This is a genomic window from Nocardia grenadensis (genome assembly GCF_050942415.1).
Lineage (GTDB): Bacteria > Actinomycetota > Actinomycetes > Mycobacteriales > Mycobacteriaceae > Nocardia > Nocardia grenadensis.
This window is the reverse complement of record NZ_CP192054.1, coordinates 3,023,497-3,046,098: the sequence shown is the minus strand read 5'-3', so window position 1 is coordinate 3,046,098 and position 22,602 is coordinate 3,023,497. Positions and strand designations below refer to the sequence as shown.

Annotated in this window: 24 protein-coding genes and 1 pseudogene; 15 read left to right on the top strand and 10 right to left on the bottom strand. The window is 68.2% G+C overall.

Annotation, left to right across the window (positions count from 1 at the left end):
- Positions 1 to 408 precede the first annotated feature (408 nt).
- The 10 genes and pseudogenes from lppU (at position 409) to ACQPYS_RS13835 (ending at position 6,622) form a co-directional block, all read left to right on the top strand.
- The gene (gene lppU, locus ACQPYS_RS13880; protein ID WP_433492838.1) at positions 409 to 999 is read left to right on the top strand and encodes an LppU family putative lipoprotein; all 591 of its coding nucleotides are present in this window, start codon (positions 409 to 411) and stop codon (positions 997 to 999) included.
- Positions 1,000 to 1,052: 53 nt separating this feature from the next.
- Complete coding sequence (locus tag ACQPYS_RS13875; RefSeq protein WP_433492837.1) at positions 1,053 to 1,460, top strand: hypothetical protein; 408 nt, start codon at positions 1,053 to 1,055, stop codon at positions 1,458 to 1,460.
- A 53-nt stretch (positions 1,461 to 1,513) separates the two neighbouring features.
- Positions 1,514 to 2,143 (top strand): class I SAM-dependent methyltransferase, encoded by a 630-nt coding sequence (locus ACQPYS_RS13870; RefSeq protein WP_433492836.1) that lies wholly within the window; start codon positions 1,514 to 1,516, stop codon positions 2,141 to 2,143.
- Between the two features lie 62 nt (positions 2,144 to 2,205).
- Positions 2,206 to 2,460 (top strand): enoyl-CoA hydratase/isomerase family protein, encoded by a 255-nt coding sequence (locus tag ACQPYS_RS13865; protein WP_433492835.1) that lies wholly within the window; start codon positions 2,206 to 2,208, stop codon positions 2,458 to 2,460.
- Positions 2,406 to 2,591, top strand: a pseudogene (locus tag ACQPYS_RS13860) (enoyl-CoA hydratase/isomerase family protein); the annotation flags it as partial. The gene ACQPYS_RS13865 and the pseudogene ACQPYS_RS13860, both read left to right, overlap by 55 nt.
- 360 nt (positions 2,592 to 2,951) lie before the next feature.
- Positions 2,952 to 3,149, top strand: a complete 198-nt coding sequence (locus ACQPYS_RS13855; RefSeq protein WP_063034366.1) for a hypothetical protein — start codon at positions 2,952 to 2,954, stop codon at positions 3,147 to 3,149.
- On the top strand, positions 3,146 to 4,069 hold the full coding sequence (locus tag ACQPYS_RS13850; RefSeq protein WP_433492834.1) for a hypothetical protein: 924 nt from the start codon (positions 3,146 to 3,148) through the stop codon (positions 4,067 to 4,069). The genes ACQPYS_RS13855 and ACQPYS_RS13850 overlap by 4 nt, the downstream gene beginning before the upstream one ends.
- Positions 4,070 to 4,298: 229 nt before the next feature.
- The gene (locus ACQPYS_RS13845) at positions 4,299 to 5,039 is read left to right on the top strand and encodes an SDR family oxidoreductase (protein ID WP_433492833.1); all 741 of its coding nucleotides are present in this window, start codon (positions 4,299 to 4,301) and stop codon (positions 5,037 to 5,039) included.
- A 130-nt stretch (positions 5,040 to 5,169) separates the two neighbouring features.
- On the top strand, positions 5,170 to 5,370 hold the full coding sequence (locus tag ACQPYS_RS13840) for a hypothetical protein (RefSeq protein ID WP_433492832.1): 201 nt from the start codon (positions 5,170 to 5,172) through the stop codon (positions 5,368 to 5,370).
- Between the two features lie 466 nt (positions 5,371 to 5,836).
- Entirely contained in the window at positions 5,837 to 6,622 is a 786-nt protein-coding gene (locus ACQPYS_RS13835; RefSeq protein ID WP_063034362.1) for an MHYT domain-containing protein, read from the top strand.
- A 107-nt stretch (positions 6,623 to 6,729) separates the two neighbouring features.
- On the opposite strand, the gene ACQPYS_RS13830 is transcribed toward ACQPYS_RS13835, so the two are convergent.
- The 4 genes from ACQPYS_RS13830 to ACQPYS_RS13815 all read right to left on the bottom strand — a co-directional run bounded on the left by ACQPYS_RS13830 (position 6,730) and on the right by ACQPYS_RS13815 (position 9,692).
- Positions 6,730 to 6,885: a DUF6131 family protein gene (locus tag ACQPYS_RS13830; protein ID WP_085995414.1), complete on the bottom strand. Its 156-nt coding sequence runs from the start codon at positions 6,883 to 6,885 to the stop codon at positions 6,730 to 6,732.
- Between the two features lie 49 nt (positions 6,886 to 6,934).
- Positions 6,935 to 7,345: a hypothetical protein gene (locus ACQPYS_RS13825; protein ID WP_063034361.1), complete on the bottom strand. Its 411-nt coding sequence runs from the start codon at positions 7,343 to 7,345 to the stop codon at positions 6,935 to 6,937.
- A gap of 130 nt (positions 7,346 to 7,475) precedes the next feature.
- Positions 7,476 to 8,615 (bottom strand): lipase family protein, encoded by a 1,140-nt coding sequence (locus ACQPYS_RS13820; RefSeq protein WP_433492831.1) that lies wholly within the window; start codon positions 8,613 to 8,615, stop codon positions 7,476 to 7,478.
- 159 nt (positions 8,616 to 8,774) lie between these two features.
- The gene (locus ACQPYS_RS13815; RefSeq protein WP_433493042.1) at positions 8,775 to 9,692 is read right to left on the bottom strand and encodes an alpha/beta hydrolase; all 918 of its coding nucleotides are present in this window, start codon (positions 9,690 to 9,692) and stop codon (positions 8,775 to 8,777) included.
- A gap of 384 nt (positions 9,693 to 10,076) precedes the next feature.
- Between ACQPYS_RS13815 and gndA the strand changes: the two genes are divergently transcribed.
- A complete protein-coding gene (gene gndA, locus ACQPYS_RS13810; RefSeq protein WP_433492830.1) occupies positions 10,077 to 11,522 on the top strand; it encodes an NADP-dependent phosphogluconate dehydrogenase in 1,446 nt (481 codons plus the stop codon).
- 82 nt (positions 11,523 to 11,604) lie between these two features.
- Positions 11,605 to 13,350 (top strand): N-acyl-D-amino-acid deacylase family protein, encoded by a 1,746-nt coding sequence (locus ACQPYS_RS13805; protein WP_433492829.1) that lies wholly within the window; start codon positions 11,605 to 11,607, stop codon positions 13,348 to 13,350.
- 261 nt (positions 13,351 to 13,611) lie between these two features.
- On the opposite strand, the gene ACQPYS_RS13800 is transcribed toward ACQPYS_RS13805, so the two are convergent.
- The 5 genes from ACQPYS_RS13800 to ACQPYS_RS13780 all read right to left on the bottom strand — a co-directional run bounded on the left by ACQPYS_RS13800 (position 13,612) and on the right by ACQPYS_RS13780 (position 18,630).
- Positions 13,612 to 15,816 carry a molybdopterin-dependent oxidoreductase gene (locus ACQPYS_RS13800; RefSeq protein WP_433492828.1) on the bottom strand — a complete coding sequence of 735 codons (2,205 nt, stop codon included), beginning with the start codon at positions 15,814 to 15,816 and terminating at the stop codon, positions 13,612 to 13,614.
- A gap of 82 nt (positions 15,817 to 15,898) precedes the next feature.
- Positions 15,899 to 16,987, bottom strand: coding sequence for a Gfo/Idh/MocA family oxidoreductase (locus ACQPYS_RS13795; protein ID WP_433492827.1), 1,089 nt, complete (start codon positions 16,985 to 16,987; stop codon positions 15,899 to 15,901).
- A 29-nt stretch (positions 16,988 to 17,016) separates the two neighbouring features.
- Positions 17,017 to 17,430, bottom strand: coding sequence for a secondary thiamine-phosphate synthase enzyme YjbQ (locus ACQPYS_RS13790; RefSeq protein WP_063034355.1), 414 nt, complete (start codon positions 17,428 to 17,430; stop codon positions 17,017 to 17,019).
- 11 nt (positions 17,431 to 17,441) lie between these two features.
- Complete coding sequence (locus ACQPYS_RS13785; protein WP_433492826.1) at positions 17,442 to 18,344, bottom strand: Sir2 family NAD-dependent protein deacetylase; 903 nt, start codon at positions 18,342 to 18,344, stop codon at positions 17,442 to 17,444.
- Positions 18,345 to 18,399: 55 nt separating this feature from the next.
- The gene (locus ACQPYS_RS13780) at positions 18,400 to 18,630 is read right to left on the bottom strand and encodes a hypothetical protein (RefSeq protein WP_063034353.1); all 231 of its coding nucleotides are present in this window, start codon (positions 18,628 to 18,630) and stop codon (positions 18,400 to 18,402) included.
- A 435-nt stretch (positions 18,631 to 19,065) separates the two neighbouring features.
- Here ACQPYS_RS13780 and ACQPYS_RS13775 point away from each other — a divergent pair, with 435 nt between their 5' ends.
- The 3 genes from ACQPYS_RS13775 (at position 19,066) to ACQPYS_RS13765 (ending at position 21,943) form a co-directional block, all read left to right on the top strand.
- Entirely contained in the window at positions 19,066 to 19,833 is a 768-nt protein-coding gene (locus tag ACQPYS_RS13775) for an MHYT domain-containing protein (RefSeq protein WP_245664382.1), read from the top strand.
- Between the two features lie 108 nt (positions 19,834 to 19,941).
- Positions 19,942 to 20,997: a nucleoside hydrolase gene (locus ACQPYS_RS13770; RefSeq protein ID WP_433492825.1), complete on the top strand. Its 1,056-nt coding sequence runs from the start codon at positions 19,942 to 19,944 to the stop codon at positions 20,995 to 20,997.
- Positions 20,998 to 21,040: 43 nt separating this feature from the next.
- Positions 21,041 to 21,943: an amidohydrolase family protein gene (locus tag ACQPYS_RS13765; RefSeq protein ID WP_433492824.1), complete on the top strand. Its 903-nt coding sequence runs from the start codon at positions 21,041 to 21,043 to the stop codon at positions 21,941 to 21,943.
- Between the two features lie 210 nt (positions 21,944 to 22,153).
- Here ACQPYS_RS13765 and ACQPYS_RS13760 read toward each other — a convergent pair whose 3' ends face one another.
- Positions 22,154 to 22,600, bottom strand: a complete 447-nt coding sequence (locus ACQPYS_RS13760) for a DUF1579 family protein (RefSeq protein WP_433492823.1) — start codon at positions 22,598 to 22,600, stop codon at positions 22,154 to 22,156.
- Positions 22,601 to 22,602: the final 2 nt, after the last annotated feature.

The window sequence follows — 22,602 nt, the reverse complement described above, 5'->3', positions numbered from 1 at the left end:
GCGGCGGGGATTCAGGGCACGGGTAACCGTCCCCGCGATCATCGCGGGTCGGGGGGTCGACCGATAAGCTCACGCGAGCATTCGCACGTGGCCGTTCCATCGGAACAACCGCGAACCGCCACAGTCGATCTCGTCGCTGCCATCGGCCCCGCCGGCCGGGCAGCACCCGCACCGCCGTCATCCGGTGGTGCGTCACCGCAGTAATCGGCCCCCGAGTGACCATCACCGGTTGCCCTGGGGCAGGTCCCGGTGGCCGGACAACCCTGCGTCGATGCACGCCGGCGGCGGCCACCGGGCCGGAGCCTGCCCGGCTCCGTTCCCGCATACGCCGCATTCCCGCAACCCGATTCGAATCATGTACTGCCCGAACACCATTCACTATCACGTATTTCCATGAAGGAGCTTTTCATGTCCAGACATTCGCCCGTGTTCCGGATCCCCGGTGTACTGGCCGGCCTCGTCGTCCTCGGCTGTGCGGTGCTGACCCTGTCGGCGTGTACCGGCGGGACCGACTCGACCCAGAGTTCGTCGGCGAGCGCGGTATCCACCGTGCCCGGACAGAACGGAACCGACGAAGGAGGGGATGTCGATTTCGACGCCGCCATCGGTGACTGTGTCACGCTGTCCGGGACGATGACGGACGCGAAGATCGACCACGCCGAGTGTGGTTCGGAGAATTCGAACTACAAGGTGGTCGCCAAGGCCCCCACCCAGGACGGCTGCGCGTCCGATGTCGATCAGACCTACTACGTCACCCTCGGCGGCCGGGAACAGGGTGCGCTGTGCCTGGATATCGACTGGGTCGAAGGTCAGTGCATGACGGTTCCGTCGGGTAGCGACAGCCCGACCCACAGCCCGTGCACGCCGGGTAAGCCCGACACCGTCCACGTGCTGAAGATCCTGACCGGTACCACCGACGAATCCGGGTGCCCCGCGGAGGCCACCAGCTACTACACCTACGACGAGCGCCAGCTCGTCACCTGCGTCGCCGAGGTGTAGCGGCACCACGTCCGGCTACCGGCATACGTGGCCTCACCTCGGGGGGTGAGGCCATGGGTGCCCTACCCGGCGCCGGACCGGATATCACGGCCCTGTTCGGCGTCGACCAGCGAAGATACACCGGGATCCGCTGCTCGAATACTCGTTCTGGCGGATGCCCCAACTGGGAGGCGCGGGTGCTCTACGAGGAGTCCACCGGTGTGCTGTTCTGCGGTGACCTGATGACTCAGCTCGGCGACGGGCCGACCCGCACCGGGGCCGATCTGATGGGCCCGGCCGAGCCGGCCGAGGACGTTTTCCACGCCACGTCGCTGGGTCCGGCCGTACCCGCGACATTGCGCAGGTCGGCCGAGTCGCGGCCGACCACACTGGCGGTGATGCACGGCTCCAGCTTCACCGGTAATGGGTCCGCCGCCCTGGGCGACCTCGCGACGGTCTACGAGCACCGGCTCGGCCCGTAGGGTTCCGGTAGGCGCCACCGCACCGGGCGGTGCGCCGATGCGAGAGGAACCGGATGAGCGCGAACACCCCGTCGGACCGCACGCCGAGCCGCTGGGAGGAACTCACCGCGGCCGACCCCGCACATTCCGACTGGTATGTGCAGCGATTCCGCACACTCGCGGCAGAAGGGCACGACATATTCGGCGAGGCGCGGCTGATCGACGCGATGCTGGGCCGCGGCGGCCGGGTACTCGATGCGGGTTGCGGAGCCGGCCGCCTGGGCGGCCATCTGCACAATGCCGGTCACACGGTGGTCGGCGTCGATATCGACCCGGTGCTGATCGCGGCCGCCGAGGCCGACTACCCCGGCCCGACCTGGCTGCTCGGCGATCTCGCCGAACTGGACCTACCAGGCCGAGGTGTGACCGCCGATTTCGATGTGATCGTCTGCGCGGGCAATGTGATGACATTCCTGGCCCCGTCGACCCGGTCCGCGGTGCTGGCCGGTTTCGCCCGGCATCTGGCACCGCGGGGCCGCGTGGTCACCGGTTTCGGCGCCGACCGCGGCTACGACTTCGCCGAATTCCGCGCCGACGCCGCCGAGCAGGGCCTCGCCGCAGATCTCCTGCTGTCGACCTGGGATCTGCGGCCCTTCATCGACTCCTCGGAGTTCCTGGTCGCGGTGTTCTCCCGCGCGGACTGAGCTCCGCTCGGGGCGGTTCGGCGACCGAGCCACGCGCCGAACCCCGAGCCGAAGGAGCACCCGTGTCCGCGTTGTCCAGCGACTATCTACCCTCCGGGGTCGTCGTACCGACGATCGAACGCCCGCACCGGCGCAATGCGCTCGACAATCAGACGGTCGCCGAACTGCACACCGTACTCGACGAGATCAACGGTGCCCCGGAGGTTCGGGCACTCGTCATCACCGGTGCCGGTGGCGCGTGTCCGGTGAGCTACTCGCGCGCGCCGTGGCCAAAGCGGAGGAGATCGCCCGCAATTCCCCGCTCGCGGTGTGGATGACGAAAGAGACCATGTGGCAGACCGTGGACGCGCCGAGCCTGCGTCATGCGCTCGACCTGGAGAACCGCACCCAGGTGATGTGCAGCGCCACCGGCGAACTCGATGCCTCCTTCGCGGCATTCCGCGCCGGGACCCACACCACCACGGGCCCGCTCTCACCACGGGCCCACCGCGTCGCAGACGTCCCAGCAGAGATGAACAACAAGTCACCTCCGGTTACCGCATCGCGCAGAATCCGGACGTATCGCGGATATTCTCGGCATCACCGCGCCCACGCCGCACAGAACTGGCGTGTCCCATCCGACTGTGTGTTAGAAAGTCCGCGGGCGGCGGCAAGGAGACGGTTGTGACCGGTCCATATCGGCTGATCATCTGGGGCCCCGGTGATATGGGCGGGCGGGCCCTGCGCATTGCCTTCGAATCACCCGACTTCGAGGGCGTCGGATACCCATCTGGGGCCGGATCATCCGAGCAGCCCGGCCGGCGGACATGTGATCACTCTCGACGGCAACCCCGGTGTCATCGAGATGCGTAACGAAATGGACGACGAGGCCTATAGCGGAGATTGGTCCGCTATTACCGATATCTCGGTCGCCGCAATGCTGGGCGTGGTTCCCGAGTTGTGTGCCGCGCCCCCCGGTGTGGTCATGCCGGACCTGCGTCCTCACTACCTTCTGGAGTCGTCATGAGTTCACCCATGCTCGCGGTCGCGGTGCTCGGCGCGGGCCCTTTCGCCGACCGGATCGCCGAACGGATCCGCACGCGAGCGCACCTCGAGGTATCCGCGCGGATCGAAAACCTGCAGCCCCCGCCGGAAGGCACGGCATGCGTGGTCTACGTGCCGACGTTCGCCGAGATCGCCGCGGACATACCGGGCAGCGTGCTACCGGAGCTCCTGAGCGACGGCTACGACGTGATATCCACGGCACCGCTGGACGACCACGTTCCGCCGGCCGAACTGCTGGATGCCTGCCGTACCGGACACTCCACCTTCCACGCCACCGGGGCCTTCCAGAGCACCATCCCCGCCCGGCTCATCCGGTCGCTGACCGAGGTGACCCGGGGGATCCGGCGGGTGGAACTGGTCGAGGAACTCGATTTTCCCGAGGCCGGGGTGTACCCGTGGGGCGGACGGCACGATATCGGTATCGGCGCCACCGGGTCCGAAGCCGCCGTCGCCGGCGCGGCCGCGGTAAACGGCTACTACACAGCAGGACTCCGCGTCCTCGACGACGCCGTGTTCCACAGCGCCGCCGGTGCGTCCGAGATCCCGAGCAGCAGCGTGGAGGTGATCACCGACGGTTCCGGGGCCGTGCAGAAGGTGATCGTCGACCGGGAGCTGGGGCCCGGGCTGAGTTATCGCTCCATCTGGACCACCACCACCGAGGATCGGGCGCCACTGCGCTATCAGTTGATCACCACGACCGATACGGCGCGCGGCACCGCCAACGTCCGCTTCCGCTTCACCGAAGGGCTTCATCCCGCCGACCATCTGACCTGTGTAAATATCATCGAGGCCCTGCGTGCGGTGCATGAGCACGACCCGGGGATCGCCCACCGGGACCTATCGCTCACCCGGCCGATGCCGGACGCCCGGCTCTCTACCTGACCCGGGTACGGGCCGGCAGGTCTCGAAATCATCTATTCCGGTGGCCGGGCCACCGTCACCGGTATCACTGATGCGATCCTGGACAGCAGCACAGTGATCACCCGGTTCGCGCGGCCGGTCGCTCCTCCGGTCGCGGACCGCCGCAGTGGAGCAGCTCTCGGCAATTCAGTGCACATCGAACTCTCTGAACCCCGGCCTGCCCGGTGGCAGGCGGTGAAAGGTGAGCAACATGAAGCTGACAGTCATCGGCGGTACCGGCCGGATCGGCTCACAGGTCGTCCGCAAGCTCCGGGCGGCCGGTCACGATGCGGTGCCCGCGGCGCTGTCCACGGGCGTGGACCTGGTCAGCGGCGCGGGCCTGGACCAGGCGGTGGCGGGCGCGGACGTGGTGGTCGGCCTGGCCAACTCCCCGACCTTCGACGACGCGGCGCTGGGCTTTTTCCGCACCGCGATGGACAACCTCCTCGGCGCCGGAGACCGTGCCGGGGTGAAACACCAGGTGGTGCTGTCGATCGTCGGTGTGGACCGGGTGCCACAAGTGGACTATTACCGAGCCAAGGCGCTGCAGGAGGAGTTGCTCCGGAAGGGCCCCACACCGTATTCCATCGTGCGCGCCACCCAGTTCTTCGAATTCATGGACGCGGTGATGTCCTGGTCCGCCGATGACAGCGTCGTCCGGTTGCCCGCGACCCGGTTACAGCCGATGGCGGCCGCGGATGTCGTGGACGCGGTGGTAGGCGTCGCACTGGGCTCCCCGCTGCAGGGTGTCCGCAATATCGCCGGACCCGACGTGCTCCCGCTCGACGAGATCGGCCGAATGACCCTGCTCGCCCGGCACGACGACCGTATCGTCGTCACCGACGAGACGGCCGGTATGTTCGCCGCGATCACCGGCGACGAACTCCTCGCCGGGCCGGACGCGTATCTGGCTCCCACGCACTACCGGGACTGGCTGGAGGTACACCGCTGATCTCGACAGTGATTCCGACCGGCACCTTTCCTGCTTCCTGAAGCCGCCTTCAGGCTGTTTCAGCGTGGCTTCAGCACCTCCCTGCCACAGTGGCCGCCGATGACCGACAACGGCGAAAGGGGAGAACAGCATGAGCTCGACAGTGCGCATCGATGGACATCCCTACCGGGTGGTGGGAAAGACGCGTCTGACGGCGGCCTCGCGGGCGTGCTACGGCAAGTACCGGTTCGTCCTACGACGGTTGACGGACGGATCGCTGTGGACGGTATTCGACTCCCGGGTCACCTCCGCGTCGGAACTGATGAGATGCGAGGGCTCGCAGGCGCGGTGACGACCGCACCGACACCCGCGGAGGGTCCGGTCGCCGCGTCCGGCGACCGGACCCTCCGCAGTCGGTTTCGAACCCGGAACGTTTCACCGATCACGGAACCGACGCCGAGAAGTTATATGCCAGTTATAGAGCAGTTATCGGGCGCCGGGAGAAGGCAGTCGCGCGATCCCGAAATCCGAACCACACCCATTTCGGAATGGGCGTTTCGCCCGGACCCGCAACGAGCAACTTCCAATGATGCGGTGACATCGGCTTTTCGGTGCCAAGACGCACACTTCGCGACCAACCGACCACGGAAGCGTTTCCGCAAGATAGACAATGCAATATTGCGTAGTCGAGACACCGCACAAATCGAATGTGATTCATAACACAGCATTTCAAGCAAATGATCAGCACACCATCCGGGTGAGCGTCGTACTGTTTAGCCCTACACAGAAAATCCGGGCTACTCCCGGCGGAACGTTGGATGGACATGCTTCACCTCGAACACTTCGCGTTCGGCTGGCTGACGCCCGCCCTCGCCTATTTCCTCTCGGCCACCGGATGCGCCATCGGATTGCAGTGCACCAGGCAGGCCCGGCGCGGACGACGCCGGTTGTTCTGGCTCGCGCTCGGCGCGATCACCATCGGCGGGACCGGTATCTGGGTCATGCATTTCGTGGCGATGCTGGGTTTTTCGATAGACGGCGCGCAGATACGCTTCGATGTCCCACTCACCCTGCTGAGCGCGGCGATCTCGATCGGCGTGGTCGCCATCGGCCTGTATCTGGTGACCACACCGGGCTCGGGTCTTCCGGCGCTGCTGACCGGCGGTGCCATCACCGGTCTCGGTATCTCCGCCATGCACTACACCGGCATGGCCGCCCTGCGCACGGACGCGCATATCGAATACGACCCCGCCCGCATCGCACTCTCACTGGTCATCGCCACGGTCGCGGCCACCGCGACGCTGTGGTTCAGCATGCGCTCGTGGGGAATACCGTCCACCCTGGGCGCGGCACTCATCATGGCCGCGGCGGTGGCGACCATGCACTACACCGGCATGTCCGCGATGCACGCGCATGAGGTTCCCGATGCCGCGTCGCCCGAAGGTGCCGAGCCGCTGGATATTCTGGGGCCGCTGCTCGGCGCCATCAGCGTGGTCACCGTCGTACTGCTGATCGGAGTGAGCATGGCGCTGACCAATCCCCACGGACCGGAAGCCCAGGCGGCGACGAGCCCTCGTCGGCAGGAGCGGCGAGCGGTGCGCTGAAAGAGCCCGGCACGAGCATGTCCGGCCGAACGACCGCCGCGGTGCGGACGATCCGTGTGGATCGCCCGCACCGCGGCGGTCGTGGATAGGGTCGCTGGTGGACAGTGTCAGTAATAATGCCGCCGGCCGCCGACCGGCCGGCCCACCGATCCGGCGATGGCCAGTACCGCGCCGACCACGAGCAGAACGAGGCCGATGGTGGTGAGCACGCCGATACCGAGCAGGTAACCGACGATGAGCAGAACAAGTCCGAGAACGATCATGACACTGACTTTCTGATTCGATATCCGATATTCGGGCGAGGGACAGGGGTCACTTGGCGGTCGCCGCGCTCTTGTCCGGCTTGCGCAGCAGTTTGCTCATCGACCAGGCCGGAGCCGCCGGAGCGGCGGGGGCGGGCTTCTTCGCCGGCGTCTTGGTCTTGGCGAGATCCCGCTGGGCGGCCGCGATCTCCTTGCGCGACTGCCGCAGTTCACGGCGGGTCTCCATACCCCGGCGGGTGGATCGCCACGCACCGGCGGAGACGAGACCCACTCCTAATCCGCCGACCACGCCGACGATGATGCCGATGAGGAACAGTTCGCCGGTGGTCCCGGCGAAGTGGTAATCGAAGACCGAGAAGTCACTGGTCAGCCGATTGACATCACTGGTATTGGCCGCGACGCCGGCGACACCGGCGGCAACCGCCACGACGGCGATCACCAGCCCGAGAACAATGATCATGGCAATTCCCAAGGGTCGAGGAACACTATGCTCCCGCTATTCCCGGCGCCGACGAAGTCAAACGGGGGAAGGCCATATCCGGCAGTCCGATTCACCGGCGGGTGGATCCGGGGACTCGGACGGCCGGAACTCAGTCGAGCAGATCGCCGACGAACGGCACCGTGTCGATTAGCGAATCATTCACGGCGCCATCGTGATCGGTGAGGTACACCCTCAACGTCACCGGCTGCCGGTTCGCCGTCAGCACCGCTGCGAACCGCAGTGTCTCCGGGGTGATCACATCGGTATCGAGCAGCCCCTGTCCCAGGAACAGCGGTTTGTCGTAGCCGGATTCCGGCAGGCCGAGATAGCGGGTGAGCAGCCCGCGCAGATCCGGGATTTCGGCCAACGGCCGGGTGAAGAGGTCCCCGATCACCACACCCTGGGCCACCAGTTCGTGACCGAACGGGGACAGGCATTCGGTGCGCCCGCGTTCCAGCCAGTACCGGCCGGAGTCGGTGAGGAAGGATTCGATATCCAGCTCCGGGTAGGTGGTGCGCAGGCCGTTGAGCAGGTACAGCGCGTACCCCGTGGTATTCGCGCCCAGTTTCACCGGCGGTACACCCGGCCCCATCAGAGCGAGGATGTTCTCGATATAGGCGGGGACGCCGGTGGCCACGGCGCCACGGTAGTCCAGTTCCGGGCCACCGAATTCGGTGGCGAACCGGGCGGTGGTGACCGCCGCTCCCCCGCCCTGCGACTGCCCGACCACAACCCATTTGTTCGACAGTTCGGAGTAGTGCCCCGACGCGGCCCGTACCGCGTCGACGACATTGTGCGCCTCCACCACACCGTTCAGATACGGATGTTCACCGGGTGTACCCAGCCCGGCGTAGTCGGCAGCGACGATGGCATAACCCTGCTCGAGCCATTGACCCAGGTACGCCCAGTCCCGCGCCACGGCGCCCGGGCCGGCCACACTGTACGCGCAGGAATCGCCGAGCCCGACTGTGCCGTGCGCCCAGGCGATGACCGGCCGACCACCGGCCGGGGGCGCGCCGGGCGGGAAGTACACGGCAGCACTGGCCACGGTCGGCGCCCCGCCGACGGTCGTCGTCGTATAGAACATGCGCTGGGAATCCACCGAGCCGGGCAGCACGGCCGGGGCGGGCAGCGGTGCGACGGATTCGACGACACCGGCGCCCGGGGCCGCTACCGCGTGCCCGCCGGGCAGACCGGAGATCGCCGCCGCGAGCAGCGCGGTGACCGCGGCCGTACCGAATTTCCGCATGATCTCCCTTTCGCCGGACCACCACCGGTGCCGTGCCGCCTCGGGCGGTACCCGGCCAGTCTTTCACCTGGACGGACGACCAGTCACGGAGGCAGGCCGGCCGGGCCGCCTCTACCGAGCCGCCCGGCAGCTGACGAAGACCGTCGGGCGGCTCGATGGTCAGGCGCCGATCGCCCGCGCCAGATGCGGCCACGAATCGTGCAGGTCGTATTCGAACTGACCCCAGGTATGGGCACCGGCCGAACGGTCGATGTGCACCGCGCCGACGCCGAGTTGGCCCAGGCGACCGGCGAAGGCCGAAGTACAGGCGGAGGCAATGGCTTCGACCGGCGGGAACCCCCAGCCCCGGTCGATCTCGCCGGGCATACCCGACGCGGCGGACAGATACACGGTCTTCCCGGCCAGCCGGGAGGCGTGCGCGAACGCGTCGTGGGCCTGCCAGCCCGCGGACCCCGGCGGACCCCACATCTTGCCCGGGTCGGCGCCACCCCGCATCACCTGCGCGCTGACCATCGCGATGCCCGCGGCATCGGCGGACCACGGGCATCCGCTGTACGACGCGACCGCCTGGTAGCGGTCCGGCGCCTGGATGGCGAGATCCACGGCCGACCCGCCGCTCATCGACACCCCGGCGATCGCATTGCGTCCGGTGGTACCGAACCGCGTGTCCACGACCGACGGCAACTCCTGGGTGAGGTAGGTCTGCCAGCGGGCGCGGCCGACCACGGGATCGTCGGTGTGCCAGTCGGTGTACATGGAGTAGGCACCGCCGATCGGCATCACCACGTTCACGTTCTTGTCCCCGAAGAACTGCCGGACGTCGGTATCGTCCCACCAGGAGATACCGTCGGCACCGCCACCGATCCCGGTCAGCAGGTACACCGTGGGCGCCGGCCCGCCACCCGGCGCGGGGATGACCCGATTCGTCACCACGGTGTCCATGGCGGGTGAGTACACCTCCAGCAGGATCGCGCGACCGTCTATCGGTCTCTCCGCGTCGACCCGTGGCCCAGGGGCGGCCGCGGCGGGTTGGACAGTGAACAGGGACGCCGCGACAGTCAGTACCGCGGTCGACATCGTGAGCAAGAATTTGTACCGCACTCCTCCGGTGTACCCATTCGCGCGCCGGATCGCCGTCCACACCTCCCACGGTTCATCGATTGTGCGCCCCGGGTCTCTCGATCGACCATGCGAAGCCACTGTTCGGGCCGGGTTCCTCCCGAACCGCCCGGCACCGGTACACCCGGCCGCGTGGCCCGGAAGGTCCGCTGCGGCGATCCCACCGTCGCCCGCGCCGGTCCGCACGCGCGGACCGGTTGTCGGCGGGTCTGCGCACGGCCCGGTCGGACCACCCGGTAGAAAGAAGACAGGGCACATGTCGGGCGCGGCCGGTCTCCACGATCGACGCGGCCCGGCGGAACCCGCCGAAATGTTGGAACAGTCGAACGAAAGAGCTGGTTCATGGCTTCCTCCGCAGCGCGTGCACAGATCGGGGTCACCGGCCTGGCGGTGATGGGCAGCAATATCGCCCGCAACTTCGCCAAGCACGGCTACACCGTGGCCCTGCACAATCGCAGCGTCGCCAAAACCGACGCGCTGCTCGCTGCGCACGGCGATGACGGTGATTTCGTCCGCACCGAGACCATTGCCGAGTTCGTCGCCGCGCTGGAGAAGCCGCGCCGGGTGCTCATCATGGTGAAGGCCGGCGACGCCACCGACGCGGTGATCGAAGAACTCGCGGGCGCCATGGAAAAGGGCGACATAATCATCGACGGCGGCAACGCCCTCTACACCGACACCATCCGGCGCGAGGCCGCGCTGCGGGCCCGCGGCCTCAACTTCGTCGGCGCCGGAATCTCCGGCGGCGAAGAGGGAGCCCTCAACGGACCGTCGATCATGCCGGGTGGGCCCGCGGCATCCTACGAATCGCTGGGACCGCTGCTGGAGTCCATCGCCGCCCAGGTGGACGGCACCCCGTGCTGCACCCATATCGGCCCGGACGGTTCCGGCCATTTCGTCAAGATGGTGCACAACGGTATCGAATACGCCGATATGCAGCTCATCGGCGAGGCGTACCACCTGTTCCGCGCGGCACTGGACCTGGATCCGAAGCAGATCGCCGATATCTTCACCCAGTGGAACTCCGGCGATCTGGAGAGCTACCTGGTGGAGATCACCGCCGAGGTGCTGAACCAGGTCGACGCGAAAACCGGGAAGCCGCTGGTCGATGTGATCGTGGACGCGGCCGAGCAGAAGGGCACCGGGCGCTGGACCGTGAAATCCGCGCTCGACCTGGGTGTCCCGGTAACCGGTATCGCCGAGGCCGTATTCGCCCGCGCCCTGTCGGGGTCGCGGGGCCAGCGCGCGGCGGCGGTGGGGCTCGCCGCCGGCGAACTCGCCGCGAAACCCACCGATATCGCGCAGTTCACCGAGGACATCCGGCAGGCCTTGTACGCGTCCAAGGTCGTGGCCTACGCCCAGGGGTTCGATCAGATCGCCGCCGGCAGTGCCGAATACGGCTGGGACCTCACCCCCGGCGATCTGGCCACCATCTGGCGCGGCGGCTGCATCATCCGCGCTCGCTTCCTGAACCGCATCAAGGAGGCCTACGAAACCGATCCGGCGCTGCCGAGCCTGATCCTCGCACCGTATTTCCGGGAGGCGATCGAGACGGCTATCGACAGCTGGCGGCGGGTGGTCTCGACCGCCACGCTGCTCGGGATCCCGGTGCCGGCCTTCGCCTCCTCGCTGTCCTACTACGACGCGTTGCGCGCCGAACGGCTGCCCGCCGCGCTCACCCAGGCCCAGCGCGATTTCTTCGGCGCGCATACCTACGAGCGGGTCGACGCCGAGGGTAAGTTCCACACGCTGTGGAGCGAGGACCGTTCCGAGGTCGCGGCGGGCTGACCCCCGGTCGCCGGGCGGGCGGTCCGCCCGGCGACGCCTACCTCCTCTTGACTCCGGGTCACCCGACCAGTTGCAATGGGGTGTGAGATACGACACGATCATCAAGGGTGGCCGCTGGTTCGACGGTACCGGCGCGTCCTCCGCGGTTCGCCATCTCGGACTGCGCGGCGATCGGGTCGTGGCCGTCTCCGTGGATCCGCTCGACGAGACCGGCTGTCCGGATGTGGTGGACGCGGCGGGCAAATGGGTCCTGCCGGGCATGATCGATATCCACACCCACTACGACATCGAGGTACTTAAGTCCCCGGCGCTGTCGGAATCGGTCCGGCACGGCATCACCACGGTACTGCTGGGCTCGTGCTCACTGTCCACCGTGCATATCGATCCCACCGGCGCGGGCGATATCTTCGGTCGGGTCGAGGCCATTCCGCGCCGCCATGTGATCGATACGCTTGATGAAACCAAGACCTGGACCTGCGCCCGCGAGTACGTGGCCGCGCTCGAGCAGCTGCCACTGGGCCCGAATATCGCAGCCATGCTGGGTCATTCGGATATCCGGACCGCCCGCCTCGGCCTCGACCGCGCCACCCGCAAGGAGGTCCGCCCCACCCGCGCCGAGCTGACGGATATGGAGGCGGCGCTGTGCGAGGCGCTCGACGCCGGATTCCTCGGTATGTCGGCGCAGCAGCTGCTGTTCGACAAGATCGACGGCGAGACCTGCCGTTCACGTACCCTGCCGTCCACCTATGCGCGGGCGAAGGAGCGCCGCCGCCTCAATACGATCCTGCGCCGACGCGGCCGGGTACTGCAGGGCGGACCGGACATCACCTCGCCGCGCAGTCTCGGCGCGATGATCTTCAGCAGCCTGGGTATCGGTCGCCGCAAGCTCAAGACCAGCCTGCTGTCCGCCGCCGATATCAAGGCCAATCCGTTCGCCGTCGTCCTGATCGGCACCCTGGCACGGCTGGTGAACGCGCTCGGCGCGGATTTCCGCTGGCAGCATCTGCCCGTACCGTTCGAGGTGTACGCCGACGGGATCGATCTGGTGATCTTCGAGGAGTTCGGGTCCGGCGCGGCGGCCCTGCACCTGGCCGACCGGGTGGAACGCGACGCACTGCTCGCCGACGAGGCCTACCGCCGTCGCTTCCGTAAGGACTACGACGCGAAATTCGGGCTGCGGGTCTGGCATCGCGATTTCTTCGACGCCGAGATCGTGAGCTGCCCGGACGAGAAAGTCGTGGGTAAGACTTTCGGGCGGGTCGGAGTGGACCGCGGCGGACTACACCCGGTGGACGCCTTCCTCGATCTGGTCCTCGAGCACGGCGCCAAACTACGCTGGCGCACCACCATTTCCAACCATCGCCCCGAGATCCTGGACCGCTTCGCCGCCCACCCCGGGATCCAGCTCGGGTTCTCCGACGCGGGCGCCCATCTGCGGAACATGGCCTTCTACAATTTCGGGCTCCGCTTCCTGCGCCGGATGTACCGGGCCGAACAGGCAGGCACTCCGGTGATCCCGCTCGAGCGGGCGGTGCACCGGCTCACCGGCGAACTCGCCGACTGGTACGACATCGATGCCGGTCACCTGCGCGAAGGCGACCGCGCTGATCTGGTCGTCATCGATCCGGCAGGCCTCGACGATTCGCTCGACGCCTATGCGGAGAGCCCGGTGGCCCAGTACGGCGGACTGGAACGGATGGTCAACCGCAACGACACCGCCGTCTCGGCGGTGTACATCGGCGGGCGGTATGTGTTCGGTCACGGCACCGCCGATCCGGCTCTGGGCAGCACTCGCACCGGACGGTTCCTGCGGGCCGGGCAGCGCTGATAGTTCCGGGCGGGCCGTCCGCCCTTCGCTGGTCGCCCGCGGTCGCTCACCCACGCCCAGCCCGCCCGGACCGGTCCACCCGCGATAGGTCTGTCCTGCGACGGTCCGCCCGCCATCGGCCACCGCGGTCGGCCCATCTTTGATCGGTCAACCGCGGTAGGCTTTCGCGCCGTCGGTCACCGGCGGTCGGTCACCGGCGTGCGGGCAGCCTGCGAATCTTTGGCGGCCGTCTTCTCGATTCGCGACCGCGGGCGATCCGGATCAGGCAGGGGTCACCGACACCGGGACGCCGTTGAACACGGCATTACCGGACGGGATATCCAGCACCGAATCATTGGTCAGCACATTGACATTGACACCGGCGTGCTGCCGCGCCACCTGCTGAGAGCTCGTCGCATGCCCCCAGCCGTGCGGCAGGCTCACCACTCCCGGCATGATCGAATCGGTGGGCTCGACCGGTACCGTGAGCGACCCGACCGCGGATTTCACCAGCGCCTGCTCGCCGAGTCCGAGCCGGGCGATATCGTCGGGATGGATCTGCAGGGTGCAGCGATTCGTCCCGCCCACCAAACGGGGCGCATTGTGCATCCAGCTGTTGTTGGAGCGCAGATGCCGGCGTCCGATGAGCACCATCTCCGCCGACGCGGCCGCGAATCCGGCGCGCAGGCGGTCGAGATCGGCCAGCAGGGCCGCCGGCGCCAGCTCCACCGCCCCCGAGGCGGTGCGCAGAATTTCGGGCAGCCGGGAACGCAGCGGGCCGAGATCCAGACCGTGCGGATTCTCGAGGAGGGTACGCAGATTCAGGTGCCCGCCGTTCCATTCACCGTAGGGTCCCAGCCGCAACATCAGGTCCAGACGCTGTTCGGTACCGGTGGTCCCGGCGAGTTCGTGCCGTCGCTCCGCGAGACCGGCCTGCCGCAGTGTCGTGCCGATGACCAGCTCGTCGAACGCGGCCAGCGGATCGTAGTCCGCGGCCGGGTTGTGCGGTTGCCCGCTCACCGCCGCCGCCAGCCGGACATAGACCGCGGCCTCCGACGGTCGGCCCCCCAGCGGCACCAGCGGCGGCGAGAACCGGGCGTAGTTGCGGACCGCGAACTGCAGCAGCGCGAAATCGTAGTGCGGGGACTGCACCGGACGCGGCGGCGGCAGGATCACATCGGCGTGCCGGGTGGTCTCGTTGAGGTAGCAGTCCAGGCTCACCATGAAGTCCAGCCCGGCGAACGCGGCGTCGAGCCGGGCACCACCGGGCGCCGACAGCACCGGAATCCCGGCCGCGGTGATCAGCGCCCGCACCTGCCCGTCACCGGGCGTGGTGATCTCGTCGATCAGCGTGGCCACCGGCAGCTCACCCATGGACTCCGGCAGGGCGCGCACGCGGCTACGCCAGCGGCCCGGCCGGAACGGTTTGGTGCGCACGATCCCGCGGACCGCCGCCGTCGCGAACATGGCGCCGCCGGGAGTGTCGAGATTGCCGGTGAGCACGTTGATCACGTCCACCAGCCATTGGGTCACCGTGCCGAATTCGGCGGTGCCGGTACCGATCCGGGCGTACACCACCGCGGTCGGCGCGGCCGCGAGCTCACGTGCGAGCCGGCGCACGGTCGCGGCGGTCACTCCGGTACGCGCGGCCACGGTCTCCGGATCGAATGCCGCGGCCGCGGCCCGCAATTCGTCCAGGCCCGTGACCGCGACACCGACCTCGGTAAGCCCCTCGGCGAAGAGGGTGTGCACGATCCCGAACAGCAGATAGGCGTCGGTGCCCGGCCGGACGAAGAGGTGCTCGTCGGCGCGGGCGGCTGTGCGGGTCCGGCGGGGGTCCACCACGACCAGGCGGCCGCCCCGCGCCCGAAGCGCGCGTAGCCGGCCGGGAAAGTCCGGCGCGGTGCACAGTGAACCGTTCGACTCCAGGGGGTTGGCACCCAGCATCAGCACGTAATCGGTGCGATCCAGATCCGGGACCGGAACGGCGAGTGGATCCCCGAACATCAGCCCGCAGGCCACCTGTTTGGGCATCTGGTCGGCGGTGCTGGCGGAGAACACGTTCTTCGTCCCCAGGGCCCGGATCAGCGTCGGCGCGTACAGGGTTCCGGCGACGGTATGCGCATTGGGATTGCCCAGATACAGCGCGATCGCCTGAGCGCCGTACTCGGCCCGGATCGCCGGGATCCGCGCCGCGATCAGATCAAATGCCTCGGCCCAGCCCACGGTCCGCCACGAGCCGGTGACTCGGTCGCGGACCATGGGTTCGGTGAGGCGATCGGGGTCGCCGTCGAGCTGCCCGAAACTGGCCCCTTTGGGGCACAGAAAACCCTTGCTGAACGGGTCCAGTTCGTCTCCGCGCGCACCGGTCACCCGATCCCGCGAGTCGACGGTCAACTCCAGGCCGCAGGCGGCCTCGCACAGCGGGCAGGTGCGCAGCAGGTTCCGGACGGTGGTATCGGGTGCGACGGGGTTCGGTGCGGCCATGGCACCATCATCGCTCTTTGAGACACTGGACAGAAGGTGTATTGAGAGAATTCGAATAGATCTCTCGCAACCGCAGTCCGGGTCACCAGCGCCCCGGGTCCGCCGACCCGGAGGCGCCTTCCAGGGACACGACCCCGCCTTTCGCCGCCGATTCGCGGGCCGCCTCGAGAACCCGCAGGCCCGCCAGGGCGTCGCTCGGGTCGACCGGTACGGGCGCACCGTCCAGAACGGCGGCGGCGGTGGCCGCGTAGAAGGCGGGGTAGTCGCCGGGCAGGGTGGGGTACGGCGCCGGGTCGTCGCCAGCGCCGAGCAGACCGGAGTCCGCTTCGCCGACCTCGGCCCACGGCGTCCCGTCACCCGGCCGACGCCCGGCACGCAGGGCCGCCTCCTGCGGGTCCAGTCCGTGCACTTCGTAGCCCGCCCGGTCCCCGAGTACCCGGAACCGGGGACCGAGCAGTGGGGCCACGGCGCTCGCCCACAGGTGGGAACGCACCCCGCCGGTATGGGTCAGGGCGAGGAACATGTCGTCGTCGGTGCTCACCCCGGAGCGGCGACGGGCCAGTTCGCAGTAGACGCTCGCGGCCGGGCCGAACAGAGTGAGCGCTTGGTCGACCAGGTGGCTGCCCAGGTCGTACAGGATCCCGGCGGCATCGGCGGGGCCGCCCAGTTCGCGCCAGCCGCCCTTGGGCACCGGACGCCAGCGCTCGAACCGGGATTCGAAACGGCGCACCGGGCCCAGCGTGTCCTCGGCCACCAGGCGGCGCACCGTCCGGAAATCGCCGTCCCAACGCCGGTTCTGGAATACGGTCAGTACCCGCCCGGCGCCGCGGGCGTAGTGCAGCAGATCTTCGGCTTCCGCGGCGGTCACCGCGAACGGTTTGTCGACCACCACCGCCGCGCCGGCCGCGAGCGCCCGCCGGGCCAGTTCGGCGTGTACGCGATTGGGTGCGGCGACCACAACCAGGTCGATGCCGGACATATCGGCGAAAAGACTGTCGGTGTCGGGCAGTACGCGTACCCCGGGGTACTCCTGTCGCGCCTGCTCCGCCCGCTGCGCCGAACCGGTCACCACCGCGGCCAGCCGGAGCCGGGGTTCGGCGGCGACGAGTGGGGCATGGAACACCGCCCCGGCCAGCCCGTACCCGATGATGGCGACTCCGAGACTGCTCATACCCGCCGACGTTACCCCGGCGGGCGCGTTCACCCCCCGGAGGTCAGGAACGACAACCGCACCTCACGATCCGGATTGTCGATATTGATATCCACCAGCGCTATGGACTGCCAGGTGCCCAGCGCCGGTTCACCACTCAGGACCGGAACGGTCGCGTACGGGGCGATGAGCGTGGGCATCACGTGGGAGCGGCCGTGCCCGGGCGACCCGTGCGCGTGCCGCCACCGGTCGTCGGCCGGGAGTAGGTCACGCAGGGCGGCCAGCAGGTCCTCGTCGCTGTGCGAGCCCAGTTCCAGGATGGCGATTCCGGCGGTGGCGTGCGGTACGAAGATGTGCAGAAGGCCGTCGCCGCCGGCGTCGTTCGCGAACGCCCGGCACTGCGGGGTGATGTCGTGGACCACTTCGCTGCGGCCGGTGTGCACCGCGATGACTGTGCTGCGCATAGCCGGGCAGCCTACGCGGCTCCGGCGGGGCCGGCGACGGGACGCGCGCTACGGGCGCGGTACCTCTCGGCCAATCCGGCCAGTAGCGGTGAGCATCCGGCATCCAGCCGCCGGTCGGCGAGACCGTCGCTGCGGGTGGCGCCGCGGTTCACGATCACCACCGTGCCGCCGTTGCGGGCGGCCCGGTGCACGAACCGGCGGCCCGACAGCACGGTCAAGCTGGACCCGGCCACAACGACCACCTCCGCCGCGTCCACCATTGCGTAGGCGGCCACGACCCGTTCCGGCGGCACGTTCTCCCCGAAGTACACGATATCGGGCTTCCACATCCCGCCGCACCGCGCGCAATCCACCATGCGGAAACCACTGGTGTCCTCGACCACGGCATCCGCGTCAGGAGCTACCTCGTGGCCGGTCACCGAGGCGGCGGCAAAACCCGGATTGGCCTGTTCCAACTGCTCGGCCAGCGCCATCCGGGAAATACGCGCCCCGCAACCCAGACAGCGCACCTGGGCATAGCTGCCGTGCAGGTCGATCACCCGGCGGCTACCCGCCTTGGTGTGCAGCAGATCGACGTTCTGGGTGATCACACCGGTGACCGTGCCCCGGCGCTCCAATTCGGCCAGGGCCCGGTGGCCGACATTGGGGCGGGCGGCGTCCATGTACCGCCAGCCCACGTGATTTCGCGCCCAATAGCGCTGCCGGAACACCGGGTCGCCGACGAACTGCTGGTAGGTCATCGGCGTCCGCGGCGGGGCGTCGGGGCCACGGTAATCGGGGATTCCACTGTCGGTGGAGATCCCCGCGCCGGTGAGCACGACCGTGGGCCGGTCGCCGATCAGCTCGACGAGATCGTCGAGGGCAGCGGACCAGGAATCCGGGTGCGGCGGGGTGAGCAGCGCCGTTTCGGGCATACCCCGAGCGTACGTGCCGGTCCGGCCCCGCCCACCCGGGGCCGGAATTCATCGGTCAGGGCTGGACGCCGGCGAGTTTGCCCGCCTCCGCGTCGAGACCGAGCATGGCCAGCAGATTGCGGCAGTCGGCGGCATCGGTGGCGTGGCCGGCCACGATCCGGGCCGCGACGGCACTGCGGCGGGCGGCCTCGGCGCGTTCTGCACTGCGGATTTCGGCGAATTCGGCCAGATAGGCCTCGGGTAGATCGTGTTCGACGGCGGTGGGACGGCTGGATGTGCCAGGCATGGGTCTCCTTCGAGTTGTCCGAAGCCTACGCCGAGGGCCGGTGACACACAGCCCAACCGGAAACTCGATCCGGCCACCGGAGCACACCCGCCCGAAGCGCTTCACCCGCGCCGACCGGGTTACGGACCGATGTGACGGCCGCACCGAAGAATTCGGCACCCGGATGAGTTGGGCGGTATCGGGTACCGGAAACGACGTGCCGGACGATTGCCGGAATCGATAGCCGCACATCTGGTAGTGTGCTCCACGTCATAGCGCGACTCCGCGCACACTGTCACGCAGATTCCGTGTCACAGGTGCGCCTATGTCATCTTTGCGGCCCTTGTTTTTCATGACACAACCCCTCTAAATTCACCTCCTGCACGTTCAACAATTTGGAATGCTCGCGTTCCGCTGTTGCGGGGGCGGGCTTCCACCCAGCGAGGAGGTCCACCGGTGGAGATCGACCACTTCAGCCATGGCTGGCTCACCCCCGTGGTCGCGTACGTCATGTCGTTCACCGGATCGTTGCTCGCACTACGGTGTATGAGCCGCGTACGCAGCAGGTCACCGTTCGACGGCTGGCTCATCGCGGCATCGGTGGCCCTCGGCGGCACGGGCATCTGGGTCATGCATTTCATCGCCATGCTGGGTTTCCGGATCAACGGCGCCGCCATCCGATACGACGTACCCGTCACCCTGGTCAGCGCCGCGATCGCCATGGTCGTGGTCTGGCTGGGACTGTGCCTGGCCCGACAGCGGCGGCTGGGCGGCCAGAGCCTGCTGGTCGGCGGCGTGGTCACCGGGATCGGCGTGGGTGCGATGCACTACGCCGGTATGTATGCCATGAAGACCGACGTCGAGATCGGTTACGAAGGGTCGACGGTGGCGTTGTCCATGGTGATCGCGGTGATCGCCGCGACGGCCGCGCTCTGGTTCACCCTCAATGTGCGGGGAACCCTCGCCACCGTGGGCGCCGCCCTGGCGATGGGCGTCGCCGTGGCCGGTATGCACTACACCGGTATGTACGCCATGCACCTGGGCGAACAGCACCATATGACACCCTCCGGCGCCGGCGCCGCACAGCTGCTGACCCCGCTGATCGTCGGTGTCAGCCTGCTCACCGTGGGCATGCTTTTCCACTTGGGCCTCACCGAGGTGAGCGGCAGCGCGGCCCTCACCCGCCGGCCCGCCACCGACACCTACTGGCCCACTCGCGACTGATCAGGAGTCGTCCACCCCGCGACGTATTTTCGGCACACCGACCAAAATGCGTCACTGTGACACGACCCGCTCCGGATCCGCTGCCGCACCTCCCGATAGGGTCATGGGGTGCGGCAGCGGATCATCCTGGACGTGGACACCGGCGTGGACGATTCCCTCGCCCTGCTCTATCTGCTCGCCGGCCCGGACACCGAGATCATGGGGATCGCCTCAACCGCCGGCAATGTGCCCGCGGCCCAGGTCGCGATCAACAATCTGGCCTGGCTCGAACTTGCCCGGGCCCCGGAGATCGAGGTGACCCTCGGGGCCGCCGAACCGCTCGAGATCCCCCTGCGCACCACCGAGGACACCCACGGACCGCACGGCGTCGGATACGCCGAACTCCCCGCCCCGAGCCGGCGTATCTCCGAACGCAGCGCGGCAAGAATGTGGGTGGATCTGGTGCGGCGTCATCCCGGTGAACTGACCGGGCTGTGTACCGGGCCGCTCACCAACCTCGCCCTTGCGCTCCGCGAGGAACCCGAACTCCCGCGGCTACTGCGCCGGCTCGTGATCATGGGCGGGGCGTTCTCCCACCCCGGCAACACCACACCGACCAACGAGTGGAACATCCACGTCGACCCCGAGGCCGCGAAGATCGTCTTCGACGCTTTTTCCGCCGCCCCACCGGACCGCCGTCCGCTGATCTGCGCCCTCGACATCACCGAAACCATCGAGATGCGGCCCGCCCACCTGATCCGGCTGGCCGAGCGGGCCGGTAGCTTTCCGCTCGAGACGGTATCGCCCGCCGACCCGCCCACGGCGCGTTCGGCGGCGAGCAATCCGATCATCCGCTACCTCACCGACGCGGTGCGCTTCTACTTCGATTTCCACCACGGATACAACCTCGGCTACCTCGCCCATATGCACGACCCGTTCGCGGCCGCGGTCACTTTGGATCCGGCGCTGGCCCGCACCCGGCCCGCCACCGTGGACGTCGAACTGACGGGCACCCTCACGCGGGGCGCCACCATTGCCGACTGGGCCGGTATGTGGGGGCGGCCGCCCAACGCCGATATCGTCGTCGGCACCGACCCCGTACGGTTCTTCGACCGGATGATCGCCCGTATCGGCGATCACGCCCGCACCCTGTACCCCGGGGATCCGGTCGGCCGGGCGCGATGACGTGCCACCACCCCCTGCCCCGACCCCACCGAGAGGAACGAACGTGAACACCTCCGGAGTAACCGAGGTCCCGGCCGACGAGGAGTACCTCGTGGAGTTCCGGCAACGGCTCGGATTGCCCGGAATAATCGATGTGCACACCCATTTCATGCCACACCAGGTGCTGCGCAAGGTGTGGGCATATTTCGACGATGCCGGTCCGCTCACCGGGCGTCCCTGGCCGATCACCTATCGCACCGACGAATCGGTCCGGCTGGACATGCTGCGCCGCTTCGGGATCCGCGCGTTCACCGCCCTGGTGTATCCGCACCGTCCGGACATGGCGGCATGGCTGAACGAGTGGACCGCGAAATTCGCCGCCGAAGTCCCGGAGTGCCTGCACACCGCCACCTTCTATCCCGAGCCGAGTGCCGCGGAATACGTGGCGGCCGCGGTGGAGCGGGGCGCCCGGGTCTTCAAAGCCCATATCCAGGTCGGCGCCTACGATCCCCGTGACCCCCTGCTGGAACCGGTCTGGGGCCTGCTCGAGGACGCCGGTGTCCCCACCGTCATCCACTGCGGCTCCGGTCCGGCGCCCGGCGCGTTCACCGGCCCCGGACCGGTCGCCGACGTCCTGCGCCGGTTCCCGCGCCTGCCGTTGATCGTGGCGCATATGGGAATGCCCGAGTATCGGGATTTCCTGGACCTGGCGGACCGGTATTCCGAGGTGTGCCTGGACACCACCATGGCGTTCACCGATTTCGCCGAGGCCGATATCCCGTTCCCGGCGGCCGACCGGCATCGTTTGCTCGGGCACGGCGACCGGATCATGTTCGGCAGCGACTTCCCGAATATCCCGTACCCGTACCGGCATGCCGTCCAAGCTCTGGAACGGCTCGACCTGGGCGACGACTGGTTGCGCCGCGTCTGCTACCGCACCGCCGCGGACCGGTTCGGCCTCGACTGACGGCGGTCATGCGACGGGCCGCAACCCGCGACCGCGCCCCGGTCGGCAATCGAGTTGCCGCCGGGCGCGGCGGCGTCCTACCGGCTGCCCGAACCATCCCGCCCCGCCGCCTCACGTGCAGGCGAGGATCGGCGGCCGGCCCGACGGGCCTGCCCAACTCCAGGTCGGGCGAAGAACAGGTTTCCGGTGTGGTGGCGGCCCGTATGCGGATCATTCGATGGCGGAGAAGTCCATGCGCATCCATGGGATCCATATGCCGGTGCCGGGGTCACGTTCCCACAGCGCGGACATCGACGATCCGTCTTCGGATGGCCGGAGGGTGCTGCGCATTCCTTCTCCATCGAAGAGCCAGGACCCGTCGGCGTTCGGGCGTGCCGTCATAGTGCTGTACGAACCGGAGGCGTCGAAGGCCCGCATCGCGTAGGTGTCGGCCTCCGGGTCGTGGTCGCCGATCAGTTCGAGTGCCTGAATGTGCTCGCCACCCATCATTACGTCGACGCGGTGCAGGATCCATCGGCCTCCGGTCATCCACTCGTATTCGTCTGTGCCCTCGATTTTCACTGTCTGCCGACCTTGCTCATCGAGGACGACACCGGACGTCTTCCACCGGCCGGTGATCGTTTCGAACCGGAGCATCGGGTGGATAGGTGTGGCCATTC